Annotated in this window: 17 protein-coding genes and 9 pseudogenes; 14 read left to right on the top strand and 12 right to left on the bottom strand. The window is 69.0% G+C overall.

Translation table 11 applies throughout. The annotated features are described in order from the left end of the window. Window positions 1–73 precede the first annotated feature (73 nt). A pseudogene (locus tag ACN9MM_RS39315) lies at window positions 74–1,316 on the bottom strand (DEAD/DEAH box helicase); the annotation flags it as partial. Between the two features lie 473 nt (window positions 1,317–1,789). Between ACN9MM_RS39315 and ACN9MM_RS39320 the strand changes: the two are divergent. Continuing rightward, window positions 1,790–2,245, top strand: coding sequence for a hypothetical protein (locus tag ACN9MM_RS39320; RefSeq protein ID WP_426368619.1), 456 nt, complete (start codon window positions 1,790–1,792; stop codon window positions 2,243–2,245). Here the strand turns inward: ACN9MM_RS39320 and ACN9MM_RS39325 are convergent. The 3 genes and pseudogenes from ACN9MM_RS39325 to ACN9MM_RS39335 form a co-directional block, all read right to left on the bottom strand. After that, window positions 2,227–2,622 carry a hypothetical protein gene (locus ACN9MM_RS39325; protein WP_426361670.1) on the bottom strand — a complete coding sequence of 132 codons (396 nt, stop codon included), beginning with the start codon at window positions 2,620–2,622 and terminating at the stop codon, window positions 2,227–2,229. The genes ACN9MM_RS39320 and ACN9MM_RS39325 overlap by 19 nt on opposite strands. A 422-nt stretch (window positions 2,623–3,044) precedes the next feature. Then, a pseudogene (locus ACN9MM_RS39330) lies at window positions 3,045–3,394 on the bottom strand (integrase); the annotation flags it as partial. A 308-nt stretch (window positions 3,395–3,702) separates the two neighbouring features. Then, on the bottom strand, window positions 3,703–3,894 hold the full coding sequence (locus tag ACN9MM_RS39335; protein ID WP_426361669.1) for a DUF1918 domain-containing protein: 192 nt from the start codon (window positions 3,892–3,894) through the stop codon (window positions 3,703–3,705). A 599-nt stretch (window positions 3,895–4,493) separates the two neighbouring features. On the opposite strand from ACN9MM_RS39335, the pseudogene ACN9MM_RS39340 reads away from it, so the two are divergent. Then, window positions 4,494–4,897 (top strand): annotated as a pseudogene (locus ACN9MM_RS39340) (VOC family protein); the annotation flags it as partial. A gap of 121 nt (window positions 4,898–5,018) precedes the next feature. On the opposite strand, the gene ACN9MM_RS39345 reads toward ACN9MM_RS39340, so the two are convergent. The 4 genes and pseudogenes from ACN9MM_RS39345 to ACN9MM_RS39360 all read right to left on the bottom strand — a co-directional run. Further along, window positions 5,019–5,345: a hypothetical protein gene (locus ACN9MM_RS39345; protein WP_426361668.1), complete on the bottom strand. Its 327-nt coding sequence runs from the start codon at window positions 5,343–5,345 to the stop codon at window positions 5,019–5,021. A gap of 98 nt (window positions 5,346–5,443) precedes the next feature. Then, on the bottom strand, window positions 5,444–6,508 hold the full coding sequence (locus ACN9MM_RS39350) for a helix-turn-helix transcriptional regulator (RefSeq protein ID WP_426361667.1): 1,065 nt from the start codon (window positions 6,506–6,508) through the stop codon (window positions 5,444–5,446). A gap of 264 nt (window positions 6,509–6,772) precedes the next feature. Continuing rightward, the gene (locus tag ACN9MM_RS39355; RefSeq protein WP_426361666.1) at window positions 6,773–7,015 is read right to left on the bottom strand and encodes a hypothetical protein; all 243 of its coding nucleotides are present in this window, start codon (window positions 7,013–7,015) and stop codon (window positions 6,773–6,775) included. A gap of 72 nt (window positions 7,016–7,087) precedes the next feature. After that, window positions 7,088–7,488 (bottom strand): annotated as a pseudogene (locus ACN9MM_RS39360) (IS5 family transposase); the annotation flags it as partial. Between the two features lie 311 nt (window positions 7,489–7,799). Between ACN9MM_RS39360 and ACN9MM_RS39365 the strand changes: the two are divergent. Both ACN9MM_RS39365 and ACN9MM_RS39370 read left to right on the top strand, forming a co-directional pair. Next, the gene (locus ACN9MM_RS39365) at window positions 7,800–8,000 is read left to right on the top strand and encodes a hypothetical protein (RefSeq protein ID WP_426361665.1); all 201 of its coding nucleotides are present in this window, start codon (window positions 7,800–7,802) and stop codon (window positions 7,998–8,000) included. A gap of 335 nt (window positions 8,001–8,335) precedes the next feature. Beyond that, a complete protein-coding gene (locus ACN9MM_RS39370; RefSeq protein WP_426361664.1) occupies window positions 8,336–8,977 on the top strand; it encodes a hypothetical protein in 642 nt (213 codons plus the stop codon). A gap of 28 nt (window positions 8,978–9,005) precedes the next feature. Here the strand turns inward: ACN9MM_RS39370 and ACN9MM_RS39375 are convergent, their stop codons facing one another. Together ACN9MM_RS39375 and ACN9MM_RS39380 are read right to left on the bottom strand one after the other, a co-directional pair. Continuing rightward, the gene (locus tag ACN9MM_RS39375; protein ID WP_426368953.1) at window positions 9,006–9,254 is read right to left on the bottom strand and encodes a transposase; all 249 of its coding nucleotides are present in this window, start codon (window positions 9,252–9,254) and stop codon (window positions 9,006–9,008) included. A 620-nt stretch (window positions 9,255–9,874) separates the two neighbouring features. Continuing rightward, on the bottom strand, window positions 9,875–11,134 hold the full coding sequence (locus tag ACN9MM_RS39380) for an MFS transporter (protein WP_426361663.1): 1,260 nt from the start codon (window positions 11,132–11,134) through the stop codon (window positions 9,875–9,877). 99 nt (window positions 11,135–11,233) lie between these two features. On the opposite strand from ACN9MM_RS39380, the pseudogene ACN9MM_RS39385 reads away from it, so the two are divergent. From ACN9MM_RS39385 to ACN9MM_RS39405, 5 genes and pseudogenes are all read left to right on the top strand, one after another. After that, window positions 11,234–11,767 (top strand): annotated as a pseudogene (locus ACN9MM_RS39385) (DUF5937 family protein); the annotation flags it as partial. Between the two features lie 70 nt (window positions 11,768–11,837). Then, window positions 11,838–12,242: a DUF5937 family protein gene (locus tag ACN9MM_RS39390; RefSeq protein ID WP_426368952.1), complete on the top strand. Its 405-nt coding sequence runs from the start codon at window positions 11,838–11,840 to the stop codon at window positions 12,240–12,242. Window positions 12,243–13,718: 1,476 nt separating this feature from the next. Further along, a pseudogene (locus tag ACN9MM_RS39395) lies at window positions 13,719–13,910 on the top strand (exonuclease SbcCD subunit D); the annotation flags it as partial. Between the two features lie 248 nt (window positions 13,911–14,158). Then, window positions 14,159–14,364: pseudogene (locus ACN9MM_RS39400) on the top strand (AAA family ATPase); the annotation flags it as partial. A gap of 149 nt (window positions 14,365–14,513) precedes the next feature. Beyond that, window positions 14,514–14,855 carry a hypothetical protein gene (locus tag ACN9MM_RS39405; protein WP_426361662.1) on the top strand — a complete coding sequence of 114 codons (342 nt, stop codon included), beginning with the start codon at window positions 14,514–14,516 and terminating at the stop codon, window positions 14,853–14,855. A gap of 361 nt (window positions 14,856–15,216) precedes the next feature. On the opposite strand, the gene ACN9MM_RS39410 is transcribed toward ACN9MM_RS39405, so the two are convergent. Next, the gene (locus ACN9MM_RS39410; RefSeq protein ID WP_426361661.1) at window positions 15,217–15,441 is read right to left on the bottom strand and encodes an ATP-binding protein; all 225 of its coding nucleotides are present in this window, start codon (window positions 15,439–15,441) and stop codon (window positions 15,217–15,219) included. Window positions 15,442–15,891: 450 nt separating this feature from the next. Between ACN9MM_RS39410 and ACN9MM_RS39415 the strand changes: the two genes are divergently transcribed. Together ACN9MM_RS39415 and ACN9MM_RS39420 are read left to right on the top strand one after the other, a co-directional pair. Next, window positions 15,892–17,670: an acyltransferase gene (locus ACN9MM_RS39415; RefSeq protein WP_426361660.1), complete on the top strand. Its 1,779-nt coding sequence runs from the start codon at window positions 15,892–15,894 to the stop codon at window positions 17,668–17,670. Beyond that, complete coding sequence (locus ACN9MM_RS39420; protein ID WP_426361659.1) at window positions 17,670–18,269, top strand: hypothetical protein; 600 nt, start codon at window positions 17,670–17,672, stop codon at window positions 18,267–18,269. The genes ACN9MM_RS39415 and ACN9MM_RS39420 overlap by 1 nt, the downstream gene beginning before the upstream one ends. Window positions 18,270–18,562: 293 nt before the next feature. Here the strand turns inward: ACN9MM_RS39420 and ACN9MM_RS39425 are convergent. After that, a pseudogene (locus ACN9MM_RS39425) lies at window positions 18,563–19,015 on the bottom strand (hypothetical protein); the annotation flags it as partial. A 444-nt stretch (window positions 19,016–19,459) separates the two neighbouring features. On the opposite strand from ACN9MM_RS39425, the gene ACN9MM_RS39430 reads away from it, so the two are divergent. The 3 genes and pseudogenes from ACN9MM_RS39430 to ACN9MM_RS39440 all read left to right on the top strand — a co-directional run. Then, window positions 19,460–19,588, top strand: a complete 129-nt coding sequence (locus ACN9MM_RS39430; RefSeq protein WP_426361658.1) for a hypothetical protein — start codon at window positions 19,460–19,462, stop codon at window positions 19,586–19,588. Window positions 19,589–20,030: 442 nt separating this feature from the next. Beyond that, a pseudogene (locus tag ACN9MM_RS39435) lies at window positions 20,031–20,282 on the top strand (hypothetical protein); the annotation flags it as partial. Between the two features lie 357 nt (window positions 20,283–20,639). Then, window positions 20,640–21,147: erythromycin esterase family protein (locus ACN9MM_RS39440; RefSeq protein ID WP_426368951.1), on the top strand; the 508-nt coding region annotated here is incomplete at its 3' end.

Raw genomic sequence — 21,147 nt, forward strand, 5'->3', positions numbered from 1 at the left:
TCATCCATCCGGCCCACGGCGACAGCAACACCCCCGTGCAACAGCAGGGGTGCAACAGAGCCGTGTTGCACCCCTGATCTGCGAGGTCTCCGGTGCGCAGTGCCTTGCTCTGCTGGTGCCCACCGCCCGAGCGGGAAGTTCTTGGTGACGCCGACCTCGACCTCGGTGTCGTGTGGGACGGTGTGGACGGCGGTGATCTCGTTCTCCGTCCGCCAGCGGATCAGGGCCTGGTAGCCCTCCAGCCACACCAGGGACAGGAACGCCGCGGTGGTGGCGGCGTCGCGCGGGCTGGAGAAGTGGAGCAGTGCGGCTTCGGCGGTGGCCTGGGTGTCGTCGTCCTCCTGGTCCTCGCCGTCAGCCTTGCCGCCGGGGGCGAAATCTGCCCGTGTTCGTCACGCCGGACGTGGATCTTGCGCTTGCCGCTGGTGAGGGCGCGGGAGGCGAGCTGCTCGACGAGGCGGTCGTCGTGACTGCGGAGGACTTGGAGGACCGCTACAGGGGGACGGAAGCTGGCGACCATGTCGGTCGGGTCCTCGCCGGGCTCCAGGAAGACGGGCACGATGATCCTGGCGACCTTGGTGGAGCCCTCGCGGTTGAGTCGGAACGCCCGGCCGATGTTCTGGACGATCTCGACCTGGGAGCCGCGGGTGTCGGCGAAGCAGATCGCCTCGACTCCGCGTTCGCCGGTGATGTCGACGCCTTCGCCGAGTACGCGGCAGCCGGCGAGGAAGGCGCGGTGGACCCGGCGCCCGGCTGCGTCAATGCCGTTGGCGAACTGGCGCAGGACCTCCCGGCGCTCGGTGACGAGGTGGTCGCCGCACAGCCACGCCGACCACACCCGGTCCGGGGGTACGGTGGCGGCCGGCCTCGAGTTCGTAGAACTCCGCGTCGATCGAGGACTTCGGCAGCTTGTCGGCGGCGGACAGGTCCTCATCGGAGGCGTCGTTGACGTAAAGCTCGGCCGCCGTTTCCGGCAGCTTCTCCGCGAACGCGGCCGCCTCCTCCACCTTCTGGTGGAACGTCATGACCGTACGCAGGTTGTACGCCGCGGCGTGCTCCAGGAGCGCGGCCTGCAGCAGCGCCAGGCGCCGGCCCCGCTGCGCTTCCTCGGACTCCCCGAGGACGGGGGAGGGGTCGCGGATGTCCAAGACGTCGATCTAGAACCCGGCGAGGATCTCGCGCTCGATCGCCTCCGAGAGTCCGAGCTCCGCGAGCCACGCCCCGTACGTGCCCTCCGGGTCGTCGGCCATGGAGGCGATCTCCAGCTCCTGGCCGCCAGTGCGCTTCTGCGGGCGGGCCGAGGCAAGGATGCGCGGGATGATGCTCTGCGTGAGGCTGTCAGTAGAGAGTCGTCATCTAGATGTTCAGCCCCAGTGACCTGCTAGTCCTCGCTGTCGGGCCTGTGGTCATGCTGCCACCTCCCTGTGGTCATGTTGCCGTCTCCCCGTGGTCGTGCAGGCGGTCCCGGACCTGGCGCAGGGGGTCGGCCCGGCCGGTGGCCGGGTGAGGGCGGACCCAGTAGGGGGAAGCAGACCTCGGCGGAGAGGCGGATCGGCCGGCGCCGCCCGCTGGGCGGTGATGGCCGTGGGGGTGCGGGGGCGGGCGGACTCCGTGTGCGTCCGTGTCCGCGTTTCCTGGGCGAGGACGCGTGTCCTGTCGCAGTGAGGGTTGAGCGATCTCATTGAAGTGTGAGTGACGGCCGTCGCGGGATGTGGCGGGTCGAGGCAGTGGGTGCCTGGTCACGATGTCTGTCGCCGACATCGGTTCGGCGGGCTGCCATCATGCTGAGATGGCCCACGAGATAGTGATCTTCCTTGCTCCTGACGACGAGACCGCCGCTGCGACGCGCCTGCGGGGGCCTGGTAAGGGTTTCGAGTCCGTGACGTGCCGTTTCATTGAGCCGGACACGGCCATTGCCGAGTGGGACATGTACTTCGAGGAGCCTTCGGCCGAGGTCCCGCCTCCTGAGCGGATCTATGCGTGGCGGCCGTGGCCGGAGTGGGTCACCGCCCCCTTGAACGATGGCATTGAGGTGTTCGCTGTGCCGCAGCGGTTGACCCGGGCGCTGGCGGATGCGACTTCCGCCGAGCTGGAAGAGCTTGCTGCCCGCTGGACCGCGCGGGTCCGGTCCGAGGGTGGGGGTGACTTGACCGACGGTGATCTACTGGTGGTCTTGCTGGGAGTTGCGCGGCTCGCGGTGTTTGCGGTGGACTTGGGTGGTGGCCTCTACAGCTGGAGTTTTTGACCGTCGTCCTGCGAGGGACGCTCGTTCTTGACGCCGCTGCATGCCAGGAGCTCGGTTCCGGTGGCGTCGAAGTAGAGGGTGAAGAACCAGGACCGGTCCGCTGCAACGATGTTGCCGGTACGCAACTGTTCGCCGCGGTGGCGGGAGAGGATCTCGACGGATTCGTCGAGGCCGAGGGTCGTCAGGCCGATTTTCAATGATCGTCTCAGCCTTGTCGCGGCGATGCCGGCGACCATCCATTGCGGTGGCTGTCCGTCGTAGAGCTTTACCTCGCCGCCGGCGGCGAGGGTGTCGCGTGCTGCCTTGCAGGCACTGGTCTGGTCGTTGAGCATCGCGGTGATGTCGGGCTGACTTGGGTGCTCGTCCTGGGTGGCCATGCGGCGACTGTAGAGACCGGACGCGGACGTTGCGACCGGTTTCGGCGTCGCCCGCGCGGGGGGTCAAGCAGAAGAGGCGTCGTGACTTCCTGGCGACAGTGTGGCCGAGGGGCAGGCGCTGGTGACAGTGGGAACGACCGGACTGTGACAGCCATAGTGATCAGAACTGCCCAAGATCTCAGGTGGGATTCCGCTCCCTGTATCAACTATCTCGACGTATCAACTATCTCGACCTGTAACTCGGGGCTCGATCGGGCTGGTAGGTCGCGATGGGCGGGTGGCCTTTGCGGATGTGGTCAAGGTGCCATCTGTTGATGGAGGTGCCGAGTGGGTCCGGGACAGGGGGATTCCGTGATCGTTGATCATCCGGTCCCAGGCCTCTGACGGAGCGAGTCGCTCTTCGAGCATGGGGGTGATGAGGTGATCACCGGCCGTGCCGCCGCGTGCTCCAGTCGTTCGTCCGGAGTCAGCAGCGGGCGGTGAGGCAGGACCGGTCGTGTCGTCCGCAACGCGTCCGCCGAGCCCGGCCGCATCAGTTCCGGTGTGACGGTGCGGGCCGGAAGGAGGCTCGCGGCGACCGGCTTGGTGGTGGGCCGCAGGACCGCCGCGGTCACTGTCCTGGTGGCGACTTCGATCATTCCGGTGAGCTCGACCTTGCCGGCAATCCCGTCGTCCCGGTGGACCAGCACGTCCAGCGGGTCGAGTCGATCTGCATCACCTCGCCTGGCGCGAACGCGGGCAGTTCCCCGAGCGGACCTTTCGCCCCGTGTGCGAGCTGGTGACAGGTGCCGGGACCAGGGGGTGGCAACCGCGGCGATTCGTCTCGCAGTGCGCCCGGGGCGTACCAGTGCACCCGGTGACGATTGCCGCGCTCCGGCGCACTGAGTGCGCAAACCTGACCTTGGCTGATGCGTCGGTAAAGTCGGCGGCCCGGCATAGCGGTGCCGGGCCGCCAGGGGCGTCGCTGGGCGCGGGCCCGAACGACTCCCGCTTCCTGCCCGGCAAGCGCTTCAGCAGCTCATTGCCCAGACGGCATCTCGACCTCCCCGGCCTCGACCGCCTGGCCGGGACGCGGTCTACCTAGTTCTGAGTGCCGGCGGGCTGGATCACATCGGTGGGACCCGGGTTGACGAGAGACTCGTTCCCGTCGGTGAACCGCACCAGGTACGGCGGCATTCCGTCAGGCCCCTTGACCTCGATGATCTCTCCGACCCTGTCCTGGCCGACCATCCTGCTCTTGCCGATGTAGCGGTCTCCTACGGATGCCTGCATGGTGCTGCCCCTCTTCTTGAGTACGCCCCGCCGGATACCCGTGGGTCACGTGCGATCACTGCGCGGTGATCATCCTGGACACCCTTGTCACCCGGAGCGTCATCGATCGACCGCCTTCACTCAAACGGATGATCGGTTCCAAGCCTCGTCGTGAAGCCCTTGGGACAACCGTCGCGGTCAGGTGACCGCTATCGCGCTCCGGCACAAACCCTGTACCGGTGACCTGTGACAGCGGACGGTGGATTGCCAGGGAGAGTTGATCAAAGCCGGTTGTGTCAGCGAAGGGTGACCACATGGCTCTCTGCGCCAGCGCAGGCTGACCATCGTGGTTGTTGCCTTGCGGTGCTCTGTGCGATCAGCCGGTCGGCTGCTTGGCCTTCTTCGGCTGCTCAGACCAGCCGCGGGACAACCGGTGGCACGTGCGCGAGCACCAACGCCGGGTCCAGCCGTCCTTGCGGCGTTGAATCGGTTTCTGGCACCGGCTGCAGGACACCGGCTTGAAGAAGATCGATGAGGCCGCGCCCCCAGACGGCCATGTGCGACAACGGCGGCTGCACCAGCGGCGAGGGGGATCGGAGAGCGACTTCGCTTCTGTCGGGATGCCGCAGAACGCATGTCCTGGAAGGCAGAGCAAGCCCGCGCGGCCCGAGCGCGTCGCGTGTTTGTGGTGTGAGGTGTGGGGGTACGCCCCCGTCCCCGCCGCCGGAGGGGTTCGCCGACCTGCGGCGCGTGTTCGTTCTCGCTGCCGGTCGAGAAGCGGGATGCCTGGTCCGCCTGCCCGGATCCGTCAGGTGTGGGCCCGCGTCTGTCCTTCCAGCGCGTTCCCGAGGGGAAGGTCGTGAAGAACCGGGTGCACCTCGACGTGAGGGTGGGCACCGGCTCCTGGGCCGATGAGCACCTCGCCGCGTTGACGGCTCGTCGCGCTCGGCTCGTCGCGCTCGGGGCGGTGCGCGCGCAGGTGCTGCTCGCCGACGAGGGGAACGGGTCGTGCGTCGGCATGCGGTCATCGAGGAGGCCGGGTCGTGCGTCGGCATGCGGTCATCGAGGAGGCCGGGTCGTGCGTCAGCATGCGGTCATCGGGGGCGAGGGGGGCGCGGTTCGCCGCGCCCCCCTCCCGGGTCGGTTCAGAGGAGGTAGAAGAGCTGGATCCTGATGGAGAGGTCCTCCGGCCACTTCACTTCCACGCGGACCTGTACGCGGGCCCCGTTCAGGGGCACCACGTTGTGCAGGGTGACGACGGCGCTTCCCATGATGGGGTCGCCGGTGACGGGGCTGAACTCCGTGGCGCCGGCGAGCATCATGCCTCCGGCGCCTGGGAAGCCGGGTGCGTCCAGAATCTGCTCGAAGACGCCGTGGCCTCGGACGTCATGGGTTGTGGCGGCGATCTCCGGGTTCAGTCGTGTCCCGTCCCCGCTCGCGCGGGTGGGTTCGACCAGATCGTTGTGGGTCATGGCCCTGTCCCTTCGGATCGGTGGTGCGGTTTCCCTTCCCAGGGTGGGCCGCCGTGCTGTCGCTGGGGCCCCCTGACATCAGGGATGGACACCGGTGGTCAGCGGGTCAGGGCCGCGCTGAGTTCGTCGCGGCCGTCTGCTCCGGTCTTGCGGAACACCGCCTTGAGGTGGTCGTTGACCGTGTACGCGGACAGGTCGAGGCGACGGGCGATCTGCTTGACGGACGCCCCTGTGCGCAGCTGCGCGACGACGTCACGTTCCCGGGGGGTGATGCGGTACCACTCGCACAGCGAGGGCAGGACCGAGTCCCAGGAGGCCCCCCGCACGACGAGGGCGACATCGCCCGTGGCGTCCGCGTCGAGGACCTGGCCCTGGCAGGTGGTCCAGCGGCCGCAGACGGCCGGAGGCGCGCACACCAGGGGCATCGATCCGCCCGGACGGCGGGCTTGCGCCCGTGCGGCCAGGGAGAGCGAGACGAAGAAGGCCTCCGGGGCCCACGAGGGGATGGCGTGCGCCGACCACTGGTCCAGCCACAGCCGTGCCTGGGGGCTGACGGCCTTGATCCGGCGGTCGGGACCGACGGTGATCACCCCCGCCGCCTGTGGGGGGACCTCGGGGCACAGGGGGCCGGTCGTCGCGTACCGGTGCAGGGCGGCCAGGAGCGCCGGTACGAGCCGGGCGGCCTGCTGGGCGTCGTCCTGGCTGAACGGTGCGGCGCCTTCGCTGCGGAGCAGCCCGAGGGCTCCCCACACGCCGCGCCTGTCCTTCAGGAGCAGGCGCAGCTCGGAGCTCGCCCCGTGGGAGGTGAGGATCTTCCCCGTGTGCGGATCATGTACGGGCTGCTCGCCGGTACCCGTGCCCGCGACGACGGCCGGGGTCCGCAGGAGCGTCGGGATCGCCGGTCTCAGCGGGTCGTCCCCCAGGTGCCGGTGCAGGACGAGTTCGCGGACGAGACCGGGGTCGTACTGGTGCCAGAAGCTGAAGGTGCCCAGGCCGGGACCGGATGAGGGGTCGGTGCCCACCAGGCTCAGCGCGTCGTGGGCCACGATCGGGGCGAGTACGCGGGAGATCCCGGCTCCGACCTGCTCGGAGCCGGTGTTCTGGCTCGCCGCGGCGTACAGGTCACACGCCAGACGCCTGTCGTCGAAGAACCGCAGGCCCATACGTCCTGATTATCCCAGGGTTTGCGGGGTGCGGCCCGGCTCCCGGCCGGCAAGGTCGCGTATCCGGGCTGCTCACGTCCAGGGGAATCCCGTTCGTCGTGCCCGCGGTTCGCAGCGGACGGTTTCGAGAAGGCGTCCTGACCGGCTGCGGCCGCGGCCGTAAGTCGTCGCCCCAGAAGGCCGGGTTCGTGTCGTCGCAGATCAGGGTGGGGTCGTTGCGTCGCAGGGCGTGTTGTGGAAGTGGCTGAAGATGCGGGGTGTCGTTCAAAGGCTGCGGATGGCCTCGACCAGGTCGGATCCGTAGGAGGCCCAGCAGATCACCGAGCCGTCATCGTCAAGCTGCCCCATGAACCACTCACCGTCGTCCCTCGCGAGGCACAACTCGTGGAATGCAAGGATCACATCGGGCCGGAGCGGCTCGTAGTCGTCCTGACCGGCGGCTTCGACGACTACGAGCCGATCGGGGGAGAGCGGGACGGCGCTGGGGTCTCCGGACAGAGCGCGCACGCGTTCAATCGTCCATCCGGCCGGGAGTCCTGAGTTCACCGACGCATCGTCCCGGCAGGGGGCCTCTCCCCGCCACTCGTCAAGGACGGCGACCAGCACGGTCGCCTCGTACCGGACGGCGAGCTTGTCATGGCGCGTGGCGACAGCGTGATGTCTCTTGGGGCGGTTGATGCCGCACTCGGCCGCATGGCGCCGGCGGTGGTCGACACCGGGTCGAAATGTGGATCGCCACCGCGTCGGCGGCCGGCCGCCGCGGGGGCCGAGCCTGTGCCGGTCGCGCGCCTGGTCGGCCTGGTCCGGGATGGTGCAGCGGATCCCGCGTCGGCGCAGGTAGGGGTGGTTCTTTCGGGAGGCGTATGCCTTGTGGGCCCGCACGCGGTCGTGGCGGGTGCGTGGTCGGCCCGGCCCGATGCGGGCACTGGGGCCTTCTCCGGCACGGGTTCGAACTGCGGTGAGGCGCCGCGCTGCCCTGCCGCATGGCCACACGCCTCTCCCGCGGCGCGGGTTGAACCGGAAGCGTGCCTCGACGGCCGGGCCCCGGGCTACCACTGCACCGACCCCGATCGGGGGGCCCGCCTGTGCTTCCACCTCAGGCCGGGGAGCCACGACACCGTGGGCTCATCGAGGTCCTGGAGCAGGTGAAGGTGTTCTGTAGCGGCGAGCGAGCGGTCCTCGTGCGGGACGGCCTGTCTGCCCGCTGGAGCCGGGCGATGCGCGCCTGGGCCGCCGAACAGCACTGGCCCACCTGGAGCGATCACCCGCCTACGCGCCCGAGCTCAACCCGATGGAACTGCTGTGGTCCTCGTTCAAGAAGCGTGACCTCGCAGACCTCGCCGGCGACCACCTCGCCGATGTCGCCGACGCCACCGAAAGGGTCATCCACCGCATCAACAACAACCCCCACCTGCCATGGTCCTTCCTCGCCCCCACCTGCCTGATGACCATCCAGCCATCACACCCACCGAACTCACGAAAGGACCAGTAAGTGACCGGGCTGTGAGCCTCATAGGTCCTTTGCCCTGGTGAATGGGGGTGCTGTGACCGTTGGGCGTTCTTGCCGGGTGGTGTCGGTGACCACTGGAGGCGGCAAGTCCGCGGCGTCAGGCGGGTGCGCGGTTGCGGGATTGCTGTGAGGGGCGAGAAAGTCTGACCAGCAGAGCGTGCGGGCCTGGTCCGTCGGCAGGGTGGCTCTGTCCGTGGGAACCGGTTCTGGTCCAACTTCTGTGGAGCGGTGACGTTCAGTGTTGGTGAACAGATCCGCGATGATGCTGTGCCACCACGACCGACGGCATGTCGGTGGGGCAGTCGATAATGCCGGTCATGGCAGATCGCAGTCCGGTGCTCCGTATCATCACCTCGGCCGCGCGAGAGTCCCTGAAACCGCTCGGCCTGACTCAGCGCGGACGGTCGAGGCTGTGGATTGATGATCACGGATGGTGGCTCGCGGTTGTGGAGTTCACCCCGTCGCGGCTTGCCGGCAGCGGCCTGTACGTCGGTGCGATGTGGCTGTGGCACGACGTGGACCACCTGGCTTTCCACGTGGAGGCAGTCCGAGTGGGCTCCGAGCTGTTTCGCACCGAGGACCAGTTCATGCCGCTGGCACTCGAACTCAGTCGCCAGGCGGCCGTGAACGTGACAGCGCTGAGGGAGGAGTTCTCAGCTCTGCCGGACGTCGCCCGGCATCTGACGTCCAGGCCTGTGCGGCGGGGATTCCTCTGGGACAGCTTCGACTCTGGGATCGCAGCCGCTCTGGTGGGGGACCCGGACACGGCCCGCGATCACTTCGAACGAGTCCTGCGAGAGGACGCGCTGGCCAAGTGGATGGTCGAAGCTCAGGAGAAGGCGCGTGATCTTCACGCGATCGCGGCAGATCGCGACGCCGTGATCGCCTGGGTCACACGGGCCGTCGACTCCTGCCGGAGCAAGCTGGGCCTGGATCCCGTGCCGTTTGCGATCAGCTGACGGATCCACTCAGCGAGCGACAGAGCGGTCAGGCAAGGAGGACTTGCTTCCGCAGCAGGCCGAAGCCGGCTCGGCCGTACATCCGGCGTTTGATCATTTTGATCCGGTTGACGTGGCCTTCGACGATGCCGAAGTTCCAGGGCAGCGTGAGGCCGGCGGTGACGGCGGCGAGGTCCCGTTCGAGGCTGTTGACGAAGGTGTGGTGGCGGGGAACGTCGTCGGCCCGAACCGCCGCGATCCATTGCGGAAGCTGGTCGCCCTGGAGCTGGGTGAGCACGTGCACCCGTCCCAGACAGTTCCCGCAGCCGGACACTGAGCCCCGGCCGTCCGACATCGGACACCGACTCGGACCACGTCGCCGTCGTCCTGCACCGACACCACCCTGATCCCCGGGAGCCGGCTGGAAGAGCAGCTCTTCCAGCCGGAGAGTACCTCGCGCACAGCCCGGAACCATCAGCCCAGACGAGGTCGGTACCGGCGGATCCAGACGACCTCGCAGAAGGGCCCGCAAGATCAACGTGCACAGCGAGTAGGCACACCACAGAAGTTGGACCAGAGCCCGGGAACCGACAGCGTTTGTTCACCAATTTTGGGCAGTGGCCTGGGCCGTCGGAAGAGCCGAACGGTTCATGACTTCGGGCAGCACCCATCGCGAGCCTGAGGGTCGGACCGATGGTGGATGGCTGGCTCCCAACCGGTGACCTGCGCGCCCACGAGGCCCGGCTGCGCGATGCGCCGGCCCTTCAGCGAGTACCTGGCAGAGTCACCCACCACGTCAGCCCTGTCCCTGTCGACGCGGCACTCCGAGACAACGCCGGGGATCTCAGGCTCGACCCCATCCCATGGGGTCCCTCACCCAGAGGGGTCTCTCACCCCCTTGGGGTCCCTCGAAACGAACTACACCGAACCTTGCTTCCTGCCGAATGCGAGGGCGCCGAGCAGGGTGGCGACGGCCAGGGGCAGCCAGAGCGCGGCGGAGCCGAGGGACAGCAGAGCCGTGAGCACGGCTGGTGAGACGGCCTGTCCGATGCCGCTGGAGAGTTGGAACCTGGCCAGCGCCGCGCCCAGACGGTCGGGGGGACTGGTCGCGATGACCAGGGCGGTCGCGCTGCCGGTGTACATGATCTCGCCGAGGGTCAGCACCACGGACATCAGCGCCACGCCCACGGCGGCCCCGGCGCCGCCGACCGATCCCGCAAGCCAGAAGCCGAGGTAGGACGCCGCCAGGACCACCCCTGCCGCGGCCATCGCCGTCCGCCGGCCCAGGCGTGCCAGCCACGCCACCACGGCGACCTGGCACAGGACCACCAGCACGGTGTTGCTCACAAAGATCCCGGCACTCCAGGCGGCGGACGCGTGCAGCGTGGTGACCAGGAAGGCGGGCAGGGCGACCTCCAGCACGTTGAAGTTGAAGGCGTAGGAGAGGTTGGCGACGTCCAGCACGCTCACGCCCCCGCGCCGGTTCGGCCGGCTGTCCGCGGCCGGTGCGGTCCCGGTGAGCGCCACGCCGCGGATCCGGAGCGTGAACACCACTCCCGCCGCGACCAGGTAGCCCAGGGCGTTGACAGCGGCGAGAAAGCGCAGGGCTCCGGGGCCGCCGGTCGTTGCCGCGCCTGCGAGCAGCGCGCCGACGCCGAGACCGGCGTTGCGCACCGCCCGGCCTGCCGCGAGCGCGCCGTCCAGCAGGTGCTCCTCGGCGACCGTCGCCACCAGCGCGGCGTGCGCGGCCGGCCAGCACTGTGTGCCGATGCCCAGGAACACCGCCGCCACCGTGAAGCCCACCAGCGGCGCGGTGCCCAGGGCGCTGCCCGCGAGTAGCACCGCGACGCCCAGCACGCGGATCAGGATCGTTGCCGCGACGGCGGTGGAGCGGGCGCCCTGGTCGATCCAGCGGCCGAGCAGCGGCACGGTGGCGAGCGCCGTCATGAGGCCGATCGTCATCGCGAGCCCGGCCTGGGCCACGGACAGGTGCAGCACCTGGACTGCGTACAGCAGCAGAAACGGTTGCAGCAGTCCGGAGCCGACAGCGTCGGTGACCAGCGCGACGACGTAGCGGGGCCCGCCGCCCGCTCGAAGCAGGGTGGGCCAGCCAGGGCGCCCCTCTGTCACGGTCGAGGAGGTGGAGGGGTCCGGTTCGGTGCAGGCGGTCGAGGTCATAGCGCCACCCTCGCGAGCAGGCCCGGTCCTGGTCACGTTGATTGACGACCCTGGCCAATCGACACCGGGGAAGCGGCTGTGACCTGCGAGGACGGGGTCATGAGTGTCGTCGTCGACATCACCGACCTGCCGCCGGAGCGGCTGTTGTTCGCTGCTTTCCCGTGGGCCGAGGTGTCGGCGATGCTGCACGTGCCGGCCACGCCTGGGCATCATGCGGCCGGCGTCTCCTGGGCGGCGCGCGTGCGCGCCGGGCTGGACGGGGCGCCGGCCGAGCGGCTGGGTGAGGCGGAGTTCTTGTGGAGTTCCTCGCGGCCGACTCTTCCTGCTGCCCGCCCGGCCCGAGGCGACGCTCGCACAGGACCTCGACGCCCTGGACGAGGTCGACGACGGCCGGTTCGTCAGGGCCGTGCTGGTGACCGCCGGCGGATCGGACCGGACCGGACCGGCTACGGTGCCGCGTCCCCACGCACCGACGCCGAGGCGCGCGGGCGGCCGCTGGAGCGGGCGCAGGCGCGCGGACCGCAGCAGGCGGCGTTCGCCGAACAGCTGCCGGCCGACCCGCCGGCGGTCCGGTCCCGGCTGCGGCGCACCCTGGAGCGGTGCGGCCCGGCGTTCTTCGACGAGACCTGGCGCCGAATGGCCGCAGCCAGCAGCAGACCTGCGCCACAAGGCGGACCTGCCGGCCCGCAAGGGCCTGGCCACCATGCTCGCCGCGATCTCCCCGGCCGCCACCCTGGAGGAGGACACGGACGGGCGCGGCCGGCGCCGGATCGTGCTCGACAAGCTCCTGGACATCGGCACCACCGCGGCCGGGACGGGCGTCACCTTCATCCCCTCCGTCTTCGGCGCACCCCACCTGGTCAGCGTCCACGCACCCGGCTGGCAGCCGGTCCTGCAGTATTCGGTCGCCCAGCCCGGCACCGCAGGCCGCGTCCCGATGGACGTGGTGGTACGGCGCCTGCAGGCCCTGGCCCACCCTCTGAGACCACGGCTCGTGCGCACACTGGCCCGAGGCCCCCACACCACCGGCGAACTCGCCGCAGAACGGGAACTGACCGCCCCCAGGTCTCCCGCCACCTCGCCACGCTGCGCCGCGCCGGTCTGCTGACCGCTGTCCGGCGCGGCCGGTACGTGCACGACGTGCTGGGCAGCCGGGCGACCGCCTCCCTGGGCGCGGACCTGCTGGACGCGGTGCTGCGGTAGGCCGCGTCGCAAGGCGCCGCCTCGCGACGGGCGACTTGAGTGCTGTCACATCTCATGAGCATCGAAACATCCAGCCCGGTGGGCGACTCCCGAAGTGCTGAGCAACCGCTGTCCGAAGGCGTGAACAAAACCAGCAGGGCGGAGAAAACGCACGCACCCACGGTGAAGCCCAGCTGTCCAAGGCGTGCGGAGTTGTCGACCAAGCAGGTCCGCGGCAGTCGCTGGCTCAGGATCCCGGGGTCGCAGAGGAAGCAAGGTGCGCGGCTGTCCGGCGCGGTGTGCCGAATCCAAGCCGACGAAGTACCTCTGGAGAGTTGAGCGCGCGTGCGAATTCGGGATGCCGAATGCGCCCGTACCTCTCGCGACAAGGCGGCTGCGACGGCAGTGAGCCGCGAAGCAACTGAGTGGTCGACCGGCCCTGTCGCTCTTGCGCGGTGATGGGGGGGCCGGGCGTCCGGTGCAGCGGTTGATGGCGTGAGGCGGGGGAGCGCCTTGCCTATCTGATGGTGTGAGGCAGGGGAGCGCCTTGCCTAATCGAAGGTGTCCTCGCGCCCCTGCGTCTTCAGAACGAAGACAAAAAAGGAGCTGGGCCAACGGAATCGTACGTTGCCTCTGGCTTTACCGGTGCGGAGGGAGCCGGTGGCGATCCTTTCTGGGAGAGTCTGGGGGTGGGGTCTCCGGTTCCTCGTGGACACCGTCCGGGAGGAGCGTGTCGATGCTGTGGTGGTGGCGGGCGACGTGTTCGACCGGCCTGGCCAGTGCACCGAACCCGGCGGCTGCGCCTACGCTCCCCAGCTGACCGAAGCGGTGCCCCGTCGCTCGACGCGATCGGCCTGTTCGACCAGGTCCTGGAGGAACTCGTCGGCGTGAGTGTGCCGTTGGTGATGTCAGCGGCAACCATGACTCCCCGTGCCGGCTGGGGGCAATGCCCGCCTGATCGAACGCTCCGGGATCTACCTCCGCAGCGCGGTGGGCGACTGTGCCCGCGCGGCCGTCCTGAACGTCGAGCACGGGCCGGTGGCGTTCTACGCCCTGTCCTGCCTCGAACCCGTTCTGGTCCGGGCCCATTTCGACGCGGACAGGCCCAGCCATCAGGCTGTGCTCGAAGCGGCGATGGAACCAGGTAGGTGCCGACCTCGCCACTCGCCCCGTCACACGGTCGGTCGTCCTTGCCCACGCCTTCGTCACCGGAGCCGACTCCAGCGACAGCGAAGGCGACATCACTGCCGGCGGCGTGCCCTCGGTCAGCGCCTCGGTGTTCGGCGCCATCGACTACGTCGCCCTGGGCCACCTGCACCGCTGCCAGAAGATCAGCGACCGCGTCCGCTACAGCGGATCGCCCCTGGCCTGCTCCGTCTCCGCAGCAGACCATCCCAAGGCGATGTGGCTCATCGAGCTGGACGTGCAGGGGCGCCTGGACGATCAGCGGATCGGCTGCCCGGTGCCCCGCACCCTTGCCCGGCTCACCGGAACCCTGGACGCCCTGCTCGCCGACCCTCAGAACACCGGGCTCGGAAGCTCTTGGCTCCATGTCACCCTCACGGACCCCGACCGCCCGCACATGTCCGTGGAACGCCTCAAGGAACGCTTCCCCCACATCCCAAAGCTCAGCTTCACCGCCGGCCACCACACCGGCGACGATTCCTACGGCACCCGTGTCAACGGCCGCAGCGACCACGAATCACCCTCGGCTTCGTCCACCACGTCACCAACGTCCCCGGCACCGGCCAGGAGCAGGACCTGCTGCGCGAAGGACTGGAAAGCATCCGCATCCACGCCGCGGCACGAGAGGCCCGCTGATGCACCTGCACCACCGCAACCGTCCAGGTCTTCGGCCCCTTCGCCCGCACTGAGAGCGTCGACTTCGACACCCTGGCCGGCAACGGCCTGTTCCTCCTGCGCGGCGACACCGCAGCCGGCAGGACCAGCGTCCTGGACGCCGTCTGCTTCGCCCTCTACGGCGCCGTCCCCGGAATCCGCCCCACCACCGCCTGCGCAGCGACCACGCCCCCACCGCCACCCGTACCGCTGATGCCGATCCCGAATTTTCCCTCACAACTACTCTTCGCCCCAGTTGGTTCACGGAGTGAACCAACTGGGGAACGCGGGGAGCGAGAGTGGGCGTGGCGTGGTTGCTCTTCGACCGGGTGTCAGAGCTGTGGGGGACGATCGGGCCATGCTGCAGGCAAGAGACGAGCACAATCGTCGGGTGAGGAATCCGGGGCCCACGGCTTTGAGTCGGATGGTGGCGAACCTCGGCCGGGGCAATGCCTTCGTGATCGTCGAGCGCGTCGATGATGAGGCGGCCGGCGATTGGTATGTGCAGGTGTGGCTGAGGGACGACAACACCTATCAGCTGGAGTTCCGTGACGGGACGGCGGCAGAGCTCTACCAGACCCGGACGATCTCCCAGGAGAAGGTGATCGTCGCACTGAGCGGCTGGGCCAAGGGGCGACCGGATTGGAAGGACGCCTTCATGTGGAACAACATCGGTGCCTCGTTCGAGAACGCCGACTGACCCTGCCGCCGCCTGAGGCCGACAAGGTCAGTGACGTGCGTCCGCTCAGCTGCGACGCATGGGGAAGACATCGGGACTTGCTGCGGGGATGGTGGGCCGCGCAGCCTCGGGGGTGGCGAGAAGCGCCACGATGGTGACGGGTTTGCCGCAGTGCGGGCAGTCGCGGATAGCTGTCGGCGTCAGGGGTGTGGGGGCCGGTGACTGCCGCGTGACCACGTCGGTCTCCGCTGTGGTGATGGCTTCGTCGCGTTCACGGCGTCGCCTGGCTGCTTCAGCTTTGCAGCGAGGGGTGCAGTATGTGTGGCGGGTTGCCTGGGGGTTGACCTGGAACTGAGTCCAGCAGATGGGACAGGCCCGGAGTTCAACCAGCACGTCCGGTCACTCCTTTGCGGAGGTTGTCGGCGTGGGACTGGTGGGAGCGGAGCCGGTAGGACGGTCCGTCGAAGCCGACGACGGCGGCGCGGTGAAGGAGCCGGTCGAACATCGCGGCGGCAACGGTCGCGTCGCCGAAGGCGCCTGCCCAGTCGGCAATACCGACGTGGGTTGTGAGGATCGTGCTCGACTCCAGATACCTCTGGTTGATCACCTGGACATCGTGGTCTTCAAGTACACCGCCCGCGCCACTCATGGCACCGCCGGACGCGGAGACCTCGGTACGGCCATCGCTTCCGCCGTAGGAGTGGCCGGCGTCCTGGGGCTGCTCCTGGCCCCGTCCTTCGGGCAGGCCGTCACCGACGTGCCTGGCGCGCCGCCGGCCAGGAGTGCAGAACAGGTGACCGTCAGGTAGCGGCACAGGGCGTCCGCGCCCGTGGCCGGGGTGGAGACCGCAGACCGGGCCTCCACCCCGCGTCCCTGCGTAACGGATGCAATGCCTGGTTCACCCCGGCCGGCGTGGTCCTGCGCGTCTACAGCGCGCAACCGCGCGAGCCAGCCTCTGACCGCTCGTCACCTCGGCCGGATCAACCCCGATATGACACACCCCCGAAGGGCCTAACTTCCGCATCGGGTATGCCAAAAACGCATCAGGAGTATTAGAATGGCATCCGTGATGGGTACGGAAGAGATCCTCAGGCTCACGGTCGCGGCGCTCATGGCGCGGACCGGAGAGCGGCAGACCGATCTGGCCGCCGGTATCGGGCAGGCGCAGACGCAGGTGTCCCGCAAGCAGTCGGGCCGCGCGCACTGGTCGCTGGAGGACGTCGACCTCCTCGCCGCGCACTACCGGCTGCACCCGCTCGACCTGTTGGCCGGACCCACGCACGCGGCCGGCGTGCTGCACGGCTCGGTCTCCAGCCTCCAGCCGGCCGGCGCCCCGTCGCTTCCCGCCGCCACCGAGCGCCCGGCCCCGGCGGTGACCGTCTTCCTGGACAAGGCGGCCAACACCCTGGCCCCCCTGGAACGCGAGCGCCCCGGACCAGCCGCCGCCCTCATCCGCACCGGCCGCACGCCCTCTGCCCCCGTGCAGTCGGAGCGCCCCGCCGCCGTGCCGCCGGCCGGGCCGTGCGTGCTGTGCGGGCAGCCCGCCGAGCACGAACTGGACGGTTTCCCGCAGCACTTGACGGCGGAGGAGTGCGCAGCGGCCGTCGCCGCCGCGGGCACGCCGCAGGCCTCCGCCCCGGCCGCCGAGGAGGTCCCGGCTCCCGTGGCTCCCGTGGCTCCGGTCGGCCCGCCGGCGCCGGTCGCCGAACCCCCGGTCGCTCCGGCCGTCGACTCGGAGCCGACGCCCGCCGCCGGCCCTGCCCCGCTCGCCGCTCAGACTGCACCCGCGCCCGTCGCGCCCGAGCGCGCAGATAGTCAGCCCGCGGTCTCGACGCCGGTCGTACCGGTGGTGAAGCCCGAACCGCAGCGGACCGCGCCCGGGTACGCCTCCGGCACGCTCGTGGAGCAGATCACCGACCGCGTGCACGACGTCCTGGCCGAGTGCGGCGGCGATGTCGACGCGGCGCAGGCGGCACTGATCAAGACGGCCATTCCCGACGTGATGACGTTCCTGAAAGCGTCTCGGGTGGGCGGCCGGTACGAGCATTCGGAATTCCCGCCGACACAGGAGATTCTGCGGAAGAAGTCCCAGAAGGGTGCGGATGAAATCTGGGAGGGCCGCCCGAAGTGGCGCAACGCCGAGCTTTTCTCGGCGGCCAAGAAGGGCACGCAGATCCAGGTCACCGCGCTCGACATGAACGCCGCCTACCTGTCCGCGATGAAGGCGTGGCTGCCGATCGGCCAGCTCCGGGAGGACACCAGCGGCGTCCACGACCCGAAGAAGGCCGGCGTCCACCTCATCACCCCCGCCGACTGGGACCACCCCGACCTCCCCAACCCGCTGGGCAACCGCGTGGCACCGGGGGAGCTGTGGGTCAGCGAGTCCACGCTGCGCCTGCTGTTCGACTGTGCCCGCCAGGATCTCACGGATGCCCCGGTGATCCACCGCTCCCTCGTCTCCGGCGCTTCCGAGGCACTGCTGGAAAAGCTCCGCCGCGCCCTGGCTGAATCCCGGAAAACCGCCCTGGCCGAAGGCGATGAATTGACCGTGGCGTATGTGAAGGCCATGTATTCTAAATTCGTGTCGACCATTGGTGAGTCCAGCGCGAATCGTGAGATCCGCCGCCCCGACTGGATGCACATCATCCGCGCTAAGGCGTTCGCGAATCTGTGGATGAAGGCCCACAAGGCGCACAAGGCCGGGCTTCAGGTCGTGGAAATCTCCGGCACCGACGAACTTCACGTCGCGGGTGACTGGCGATCTGTATTCCCGGAAGGCCGTGACCTGAACCAGGTGAAGGAAAAGACCACCTATGTTCTGGGAGGTAAGCGCTGATGACGGGATCGCCCGATCTGTGGGCCCGATGGGGAGACTTCGGGAAGTTCAACACCCGGGGCATGAAGGGCGGTGAAGCCCTGATTCTGGAACTCAACCGGATCGTCTATTCCTCCGGCATCTCCTCGCCCGTCACCACCAAGCGAGGCCTTTCTGCCCGCCTGCGCTACCTCGACAGCCCGGCCGGCCGCGCCGCGTTGAAGGAGCAGGGCGTCACCGCTCGCACCATCCGCTCCTGGATGAAGGGCAAGTCCACGCCCACGAAGGCGAACCGCGAGCGCATCGACAGCGCGTACTGGGGCCGGCGGCGGGAGAACCTGATCCGCTCCGGATGGCTCAAGCGCCACCTCGACAACGACGGCCGCGGCCGCCGCATGGAGATCTACCCCGTCGACCAGAGCCAGGTCCCGGCCGAACGGTTCCGCCCCACCCTTCAGCAGAGGTCCATCACGGTCCGCTACATCTGGGGCGACCTCGTCGACGCCTGGGCCGCCCAGGACGCCGGCACCGTCGACGAGATCTGGGACGACGTCATCAGCGACCTCGACTCCGACTACAACGCCTACGCCCACGTCTCCTCCGTCGGCATCGGAGCCTGACCACATTCCCCGGGACCCGGCCATCCCAGCCGCCGGGGCGGCGGGCTTCGTGTCGACGGACTGAAGGCCCTACGTGGTCACACATGTGGTCACACGAGAAGTCACACAAGACGGCGTCACACGCCTGACCTTGGGAAACGCCCTCCACCCCCAGTTCGTCTCGCGAGTGTGACCACGGGAGACAGACACGGCCCCTGAACGATCAGTACGACGGCTCATCAACTTTGATAGCTGTCCTCGCTGCCCGGCTTCTGGTACACCGCAGACCGCAACCTGATGTCGTCGACCGGTGCTGCCACAGGCGACCGGGGCGTCCTGACGACCAGCGTCCCGCTGGCGGCCGTTCGCTCCCCGATCACCTCGTCGCCGACGACCTTAAGGACGAACAGCTCGTCGTCGTCGACCCGATGCGTGTCGTGCTCGAGGAAGCCCTTGCGTTCCAGCGCCATGAGCTGGTGCGTCACCGAGGAGGTGCTGGAGAGGCCGACCGCCTGCCCGATCTCCCGCATCGATGGCGGGTAGCCGCGGCGCTGGACCGAGTCGCGGATGACTTCGATGACCCTGCGCTGCCGGTCGGTGAGTCCGGAGCTGTCGGCGCGGATGCCTGGAGGTCGTCCGGGGAGGGCGCGGGCGGGTCGCCCGGGCTCCTCGCCGTTCATGCTCACGTCATTCATGGCGTGTACCGGCTCGAGTCGGCCCTGGGAGCGGTCCTGGGCGGTGATGGTGGCACTGTCCGCGGTGGTCACGCCGTCGGCCTCTAATGAACGGTCTTCCGGGCCGGCGCAACGGTAGTGGCTTTCGAAAGGTTGCACCGAACACAGGAGCGAGTGAAAAATCGCAGATTGCCTTACAGGTGCATTCGCTCCGGCGTCCCGAATCGGTCGTTACGGTGGCCTTCGCCGCTGGGCCGCCCGTGGTCGACGCACCGTCCCGTGTCGCCCCCTCAGGCGCAGATCCGCCTGAGTGCGGAGGCCGCGACACGTGAAGGGCTTTGCGTAGCCAGCAACCCAAGATCTAGTGGTTGGATGGCACCGTCCGCCCAAAGGTAGTGGTCCCTTTTCTGACGAGGCCTCATAGGGGCTCTATGCTTGTGTCGTTCCTCCTGAGGCCGGTCCTCAAGTCTCCGTCCCGACAAGGGGACGGTGCCCTGGGGCTCAGGGATCCGCGGGCCGGGTTGGGAGGGGCAGATGATGCCCGAGAACGAGCAGCCACCGGCTGGTCAGAAGAAGCGCCGCGCTTGGCAGGCGGTGATCGACTGGCTGGCGGTGCCGCTGGTCGGGGTGCTCATCGACAGGATCGTGACTCTCTGGCTGGGCTAGAGGTGGCAGGGACCGGACGAATTGGTCGGCTCATGACTGAGCCCGGCCGGGATGAAGTCGGCCGGGCTCGGTAGTCACACCCTGAGGCGAGGGCCTGGGACTGGTTGCAGCCGGTTCCGGGCCTTCGTCGTTTCCACCCCGCCGAAGCGGTTGTAGACAGAGCGTCTACGCCAGGTTAGCCGAGCCAGGCACCGATAGGCACCAGCGGACCTCGGCCAGGACTGGTGAGCCTCAGTAAGGGCACGGGAGCGGCCCCACCCCGTAGCAGGCTTCCCGCCAGGCCGCTTTCCCTGGCCATGGCACTTCTGGTGGAGGGCTGGGCCGCTCGCGCGCGGTCGTCATTGCCAGCCACCTCACCGCCGGGGCCCTTCGCCGGGGGCCGCTAATCGACTAGCGGACCTCTTCTCCAGCCGTCCGGCATGGCCACCCCTCAGCTCAGCCGAAGCAGCTCATCGACCGGATCGTGAAGACGTACACGAAGGCCGGCGAGGACTACGGCTACTTCGCCTCGCCCGCCGACGCCGAGATCTTCGAGCACGAGCTGGCCTACGCCCTCCTGCACCAGATCTTCAGCTTCAACTCCCCGGTCTGGTTCAACGTCGGCACGCCCCAGCCCCAGCAGGTCTCCGCCTGCTTCATCCTGTCCATCGACGACTCCATGAAGCCCATCCTCGACCGGAACCGGCACCGGGGTCCTAGCCTCCCGCTCCTTGATGGGTGTAGCAGACTCCCCGGCCGGTCGGGGGGTGCACGGGATGGTCCAGGGTGCCCCCGCGTGGCGAGAGTGGGGTCCATGAACACGCACAAGATCCTGCTCGCCGCCCTGCTCGTCCCGCTCGGTGCCACCCTGGCCGTCGTCCCGGCCGCCTCCGCCGCCACCCCACCTGCCCCGGCCGCCATATCGGCCTTTGCCTCCTCCACACCTGCCGTCCCGCAGGGGGCCGTGGCCGCCGCGTTCCGTTCCCCCGAGGCGGCCCTGGGCCGGGTGGCCCACCGCTGCGCACCACCCGAGCCCCGCGGCGGTCTGGCCGACCTGCGCCCGTTCGGCCGGATGGTCGGCGACGCCCGGGTGGTGGGCCTGGGCGAGGCCACCCACAGCTCGCACGAGTTCCTCACCGTCAAGCACCGCATCCTGCGGTACCTGGTCGAGGAGAAGGGCTTCCGGGCCTTCGCCCTCGAAACCCCGTGGAGCACCGGACTGCGACTGGACGCCTACCTCCTGCGCGGCGAGGGCGACTTGAAGCAGATCATGGACGAGGAGTTCCAGGGCACCTACCGGTGGTGGAACAACGCCGAGTACCGCGATCTGTTCCAGTGGATCCGCGCGTACAACGTCAAGCACCCCAACGACCCGGTCCGCTTCGTCGGCGACGACAGCGGCTTCGCCGGCGCGGAGCTGTACGACAAGGTGAACGCCTACGCGGCCGCGGCTCGCCCCGACCTCGCCCCGCAGCTCACTGAGTTGTACCGGGGCCTGCGGCCCGCCACCGACGCCGAGACGTACGTCAACGACTACCTGTCGAAGCCGATGGCCGAACGCAAGGAGTTCGCCGAGCGGA

The organism is Streptomyces sp. E-08, assembly GCF_049913095.1.
Classification (GTDB): Bacteria; Actinomycetota; Actinomycetes; order Streptomycetales; family Streptomycetaceae; genus Streptomyces.

Excerpts from the sequence above, each read along its gene's own strand:
- ACN9MM_RS39420 (WP_426361659.1), top strand. The coding sequence starts at position 17,670 with ATGACGGGATCGCCCGATCTGTGGGCCCGATGGGGAGACTTCGGGAAG.
- ACN9MM_RS39405 (WP_426361662.1), top strand. The coding sequence starts at position 14,514 with ATGCTGCAGGCAAGAGACGAGCACAATCGTCGGGTGAGGAATCCGGGG.
- ACN9MM_RS39335 (WP_426361669.1), bottom strand. The coding sequence starts at position 3,894 with ATGCAGGCATCCGTAGGAGACCGCTACATCGGCAAGAGCAGGATGGTC.
- ACN9MM_RS39325 (WP_426361670.1), bottom strand. The coding sequence starts at position 2,622 with ATGGCCACCCAGGACGAGCACCCAAGTCAGCCCGACATCACCGCGATG.
- ACN9MM_RS39380 (WP_426361663.1), bottom strand. The coding sequence starts at position 11,134 with ATGACCTCGACCGCCTGCACCGAACCGGACCCCTCCACCTCCTCGACC.
- ACN9MM_RS39345 (WP_426361668.1), bottom strand. The coding sequence starts at position 5,345 with ATGACCCACAACGATCTGGTCGAACCCACCCGCGCGAGCGGGGACGGG.
- ACN9MM_RS39350 (WP_426361667.1), bottom strand. The coding sequence starts at position 6,508 with ATGGGCCTGCGGTTCTTCGACGACAGGCGTCTGGCGTGTGACCTGTAC.
- ACN9MM_RS39370 (WP_426361664.1), top strand. The coding sequence starts at position 8,336 with ATGGCAGATCGCAGTCCGGTGCTCCGTATCATCACCTCGGCCGCGCGA.
- ACN9MM_RS39390 (WP_426368952.1), top strand. The coding sequence starts at position 11,838 with ATGCTCGCCGCGATCTCCCCGGCCGCCACCCTGGAGGAGGACACGGAC.
- ACN9MM_RS39365 (WP_426361665.1), top strand. The coding sequence starts at position 7,800 with ATGGAACTGCTGTGGTCCTCGTTCAAGAAGCGTGACCTCGCAGACCTC.
- ACN9MM_RS39415 (WP_426361660.1), top strand. The coding sequence starts at position 15,892 with ATGGCATCCGTGATGGGTACGGAAGAGATCCTCAGGCTCACGGTCGCG.
- ACN9MM_RS39320 (WP_426368619.1), top strand. The coding sequence starts at position 1,790 with ATGGCCCACGAGATAGTGATCTTCCTTGCTCCTGACGACGAGACCGCC.
- ACN9MM_RS39430 (WP_426361658.1), top strand. The coding sequence starts at position 19,460 with ATGCCCGAGAACGAGCAGCCACCGGCTGGTCAGAAGAAGCGCCGCGCT.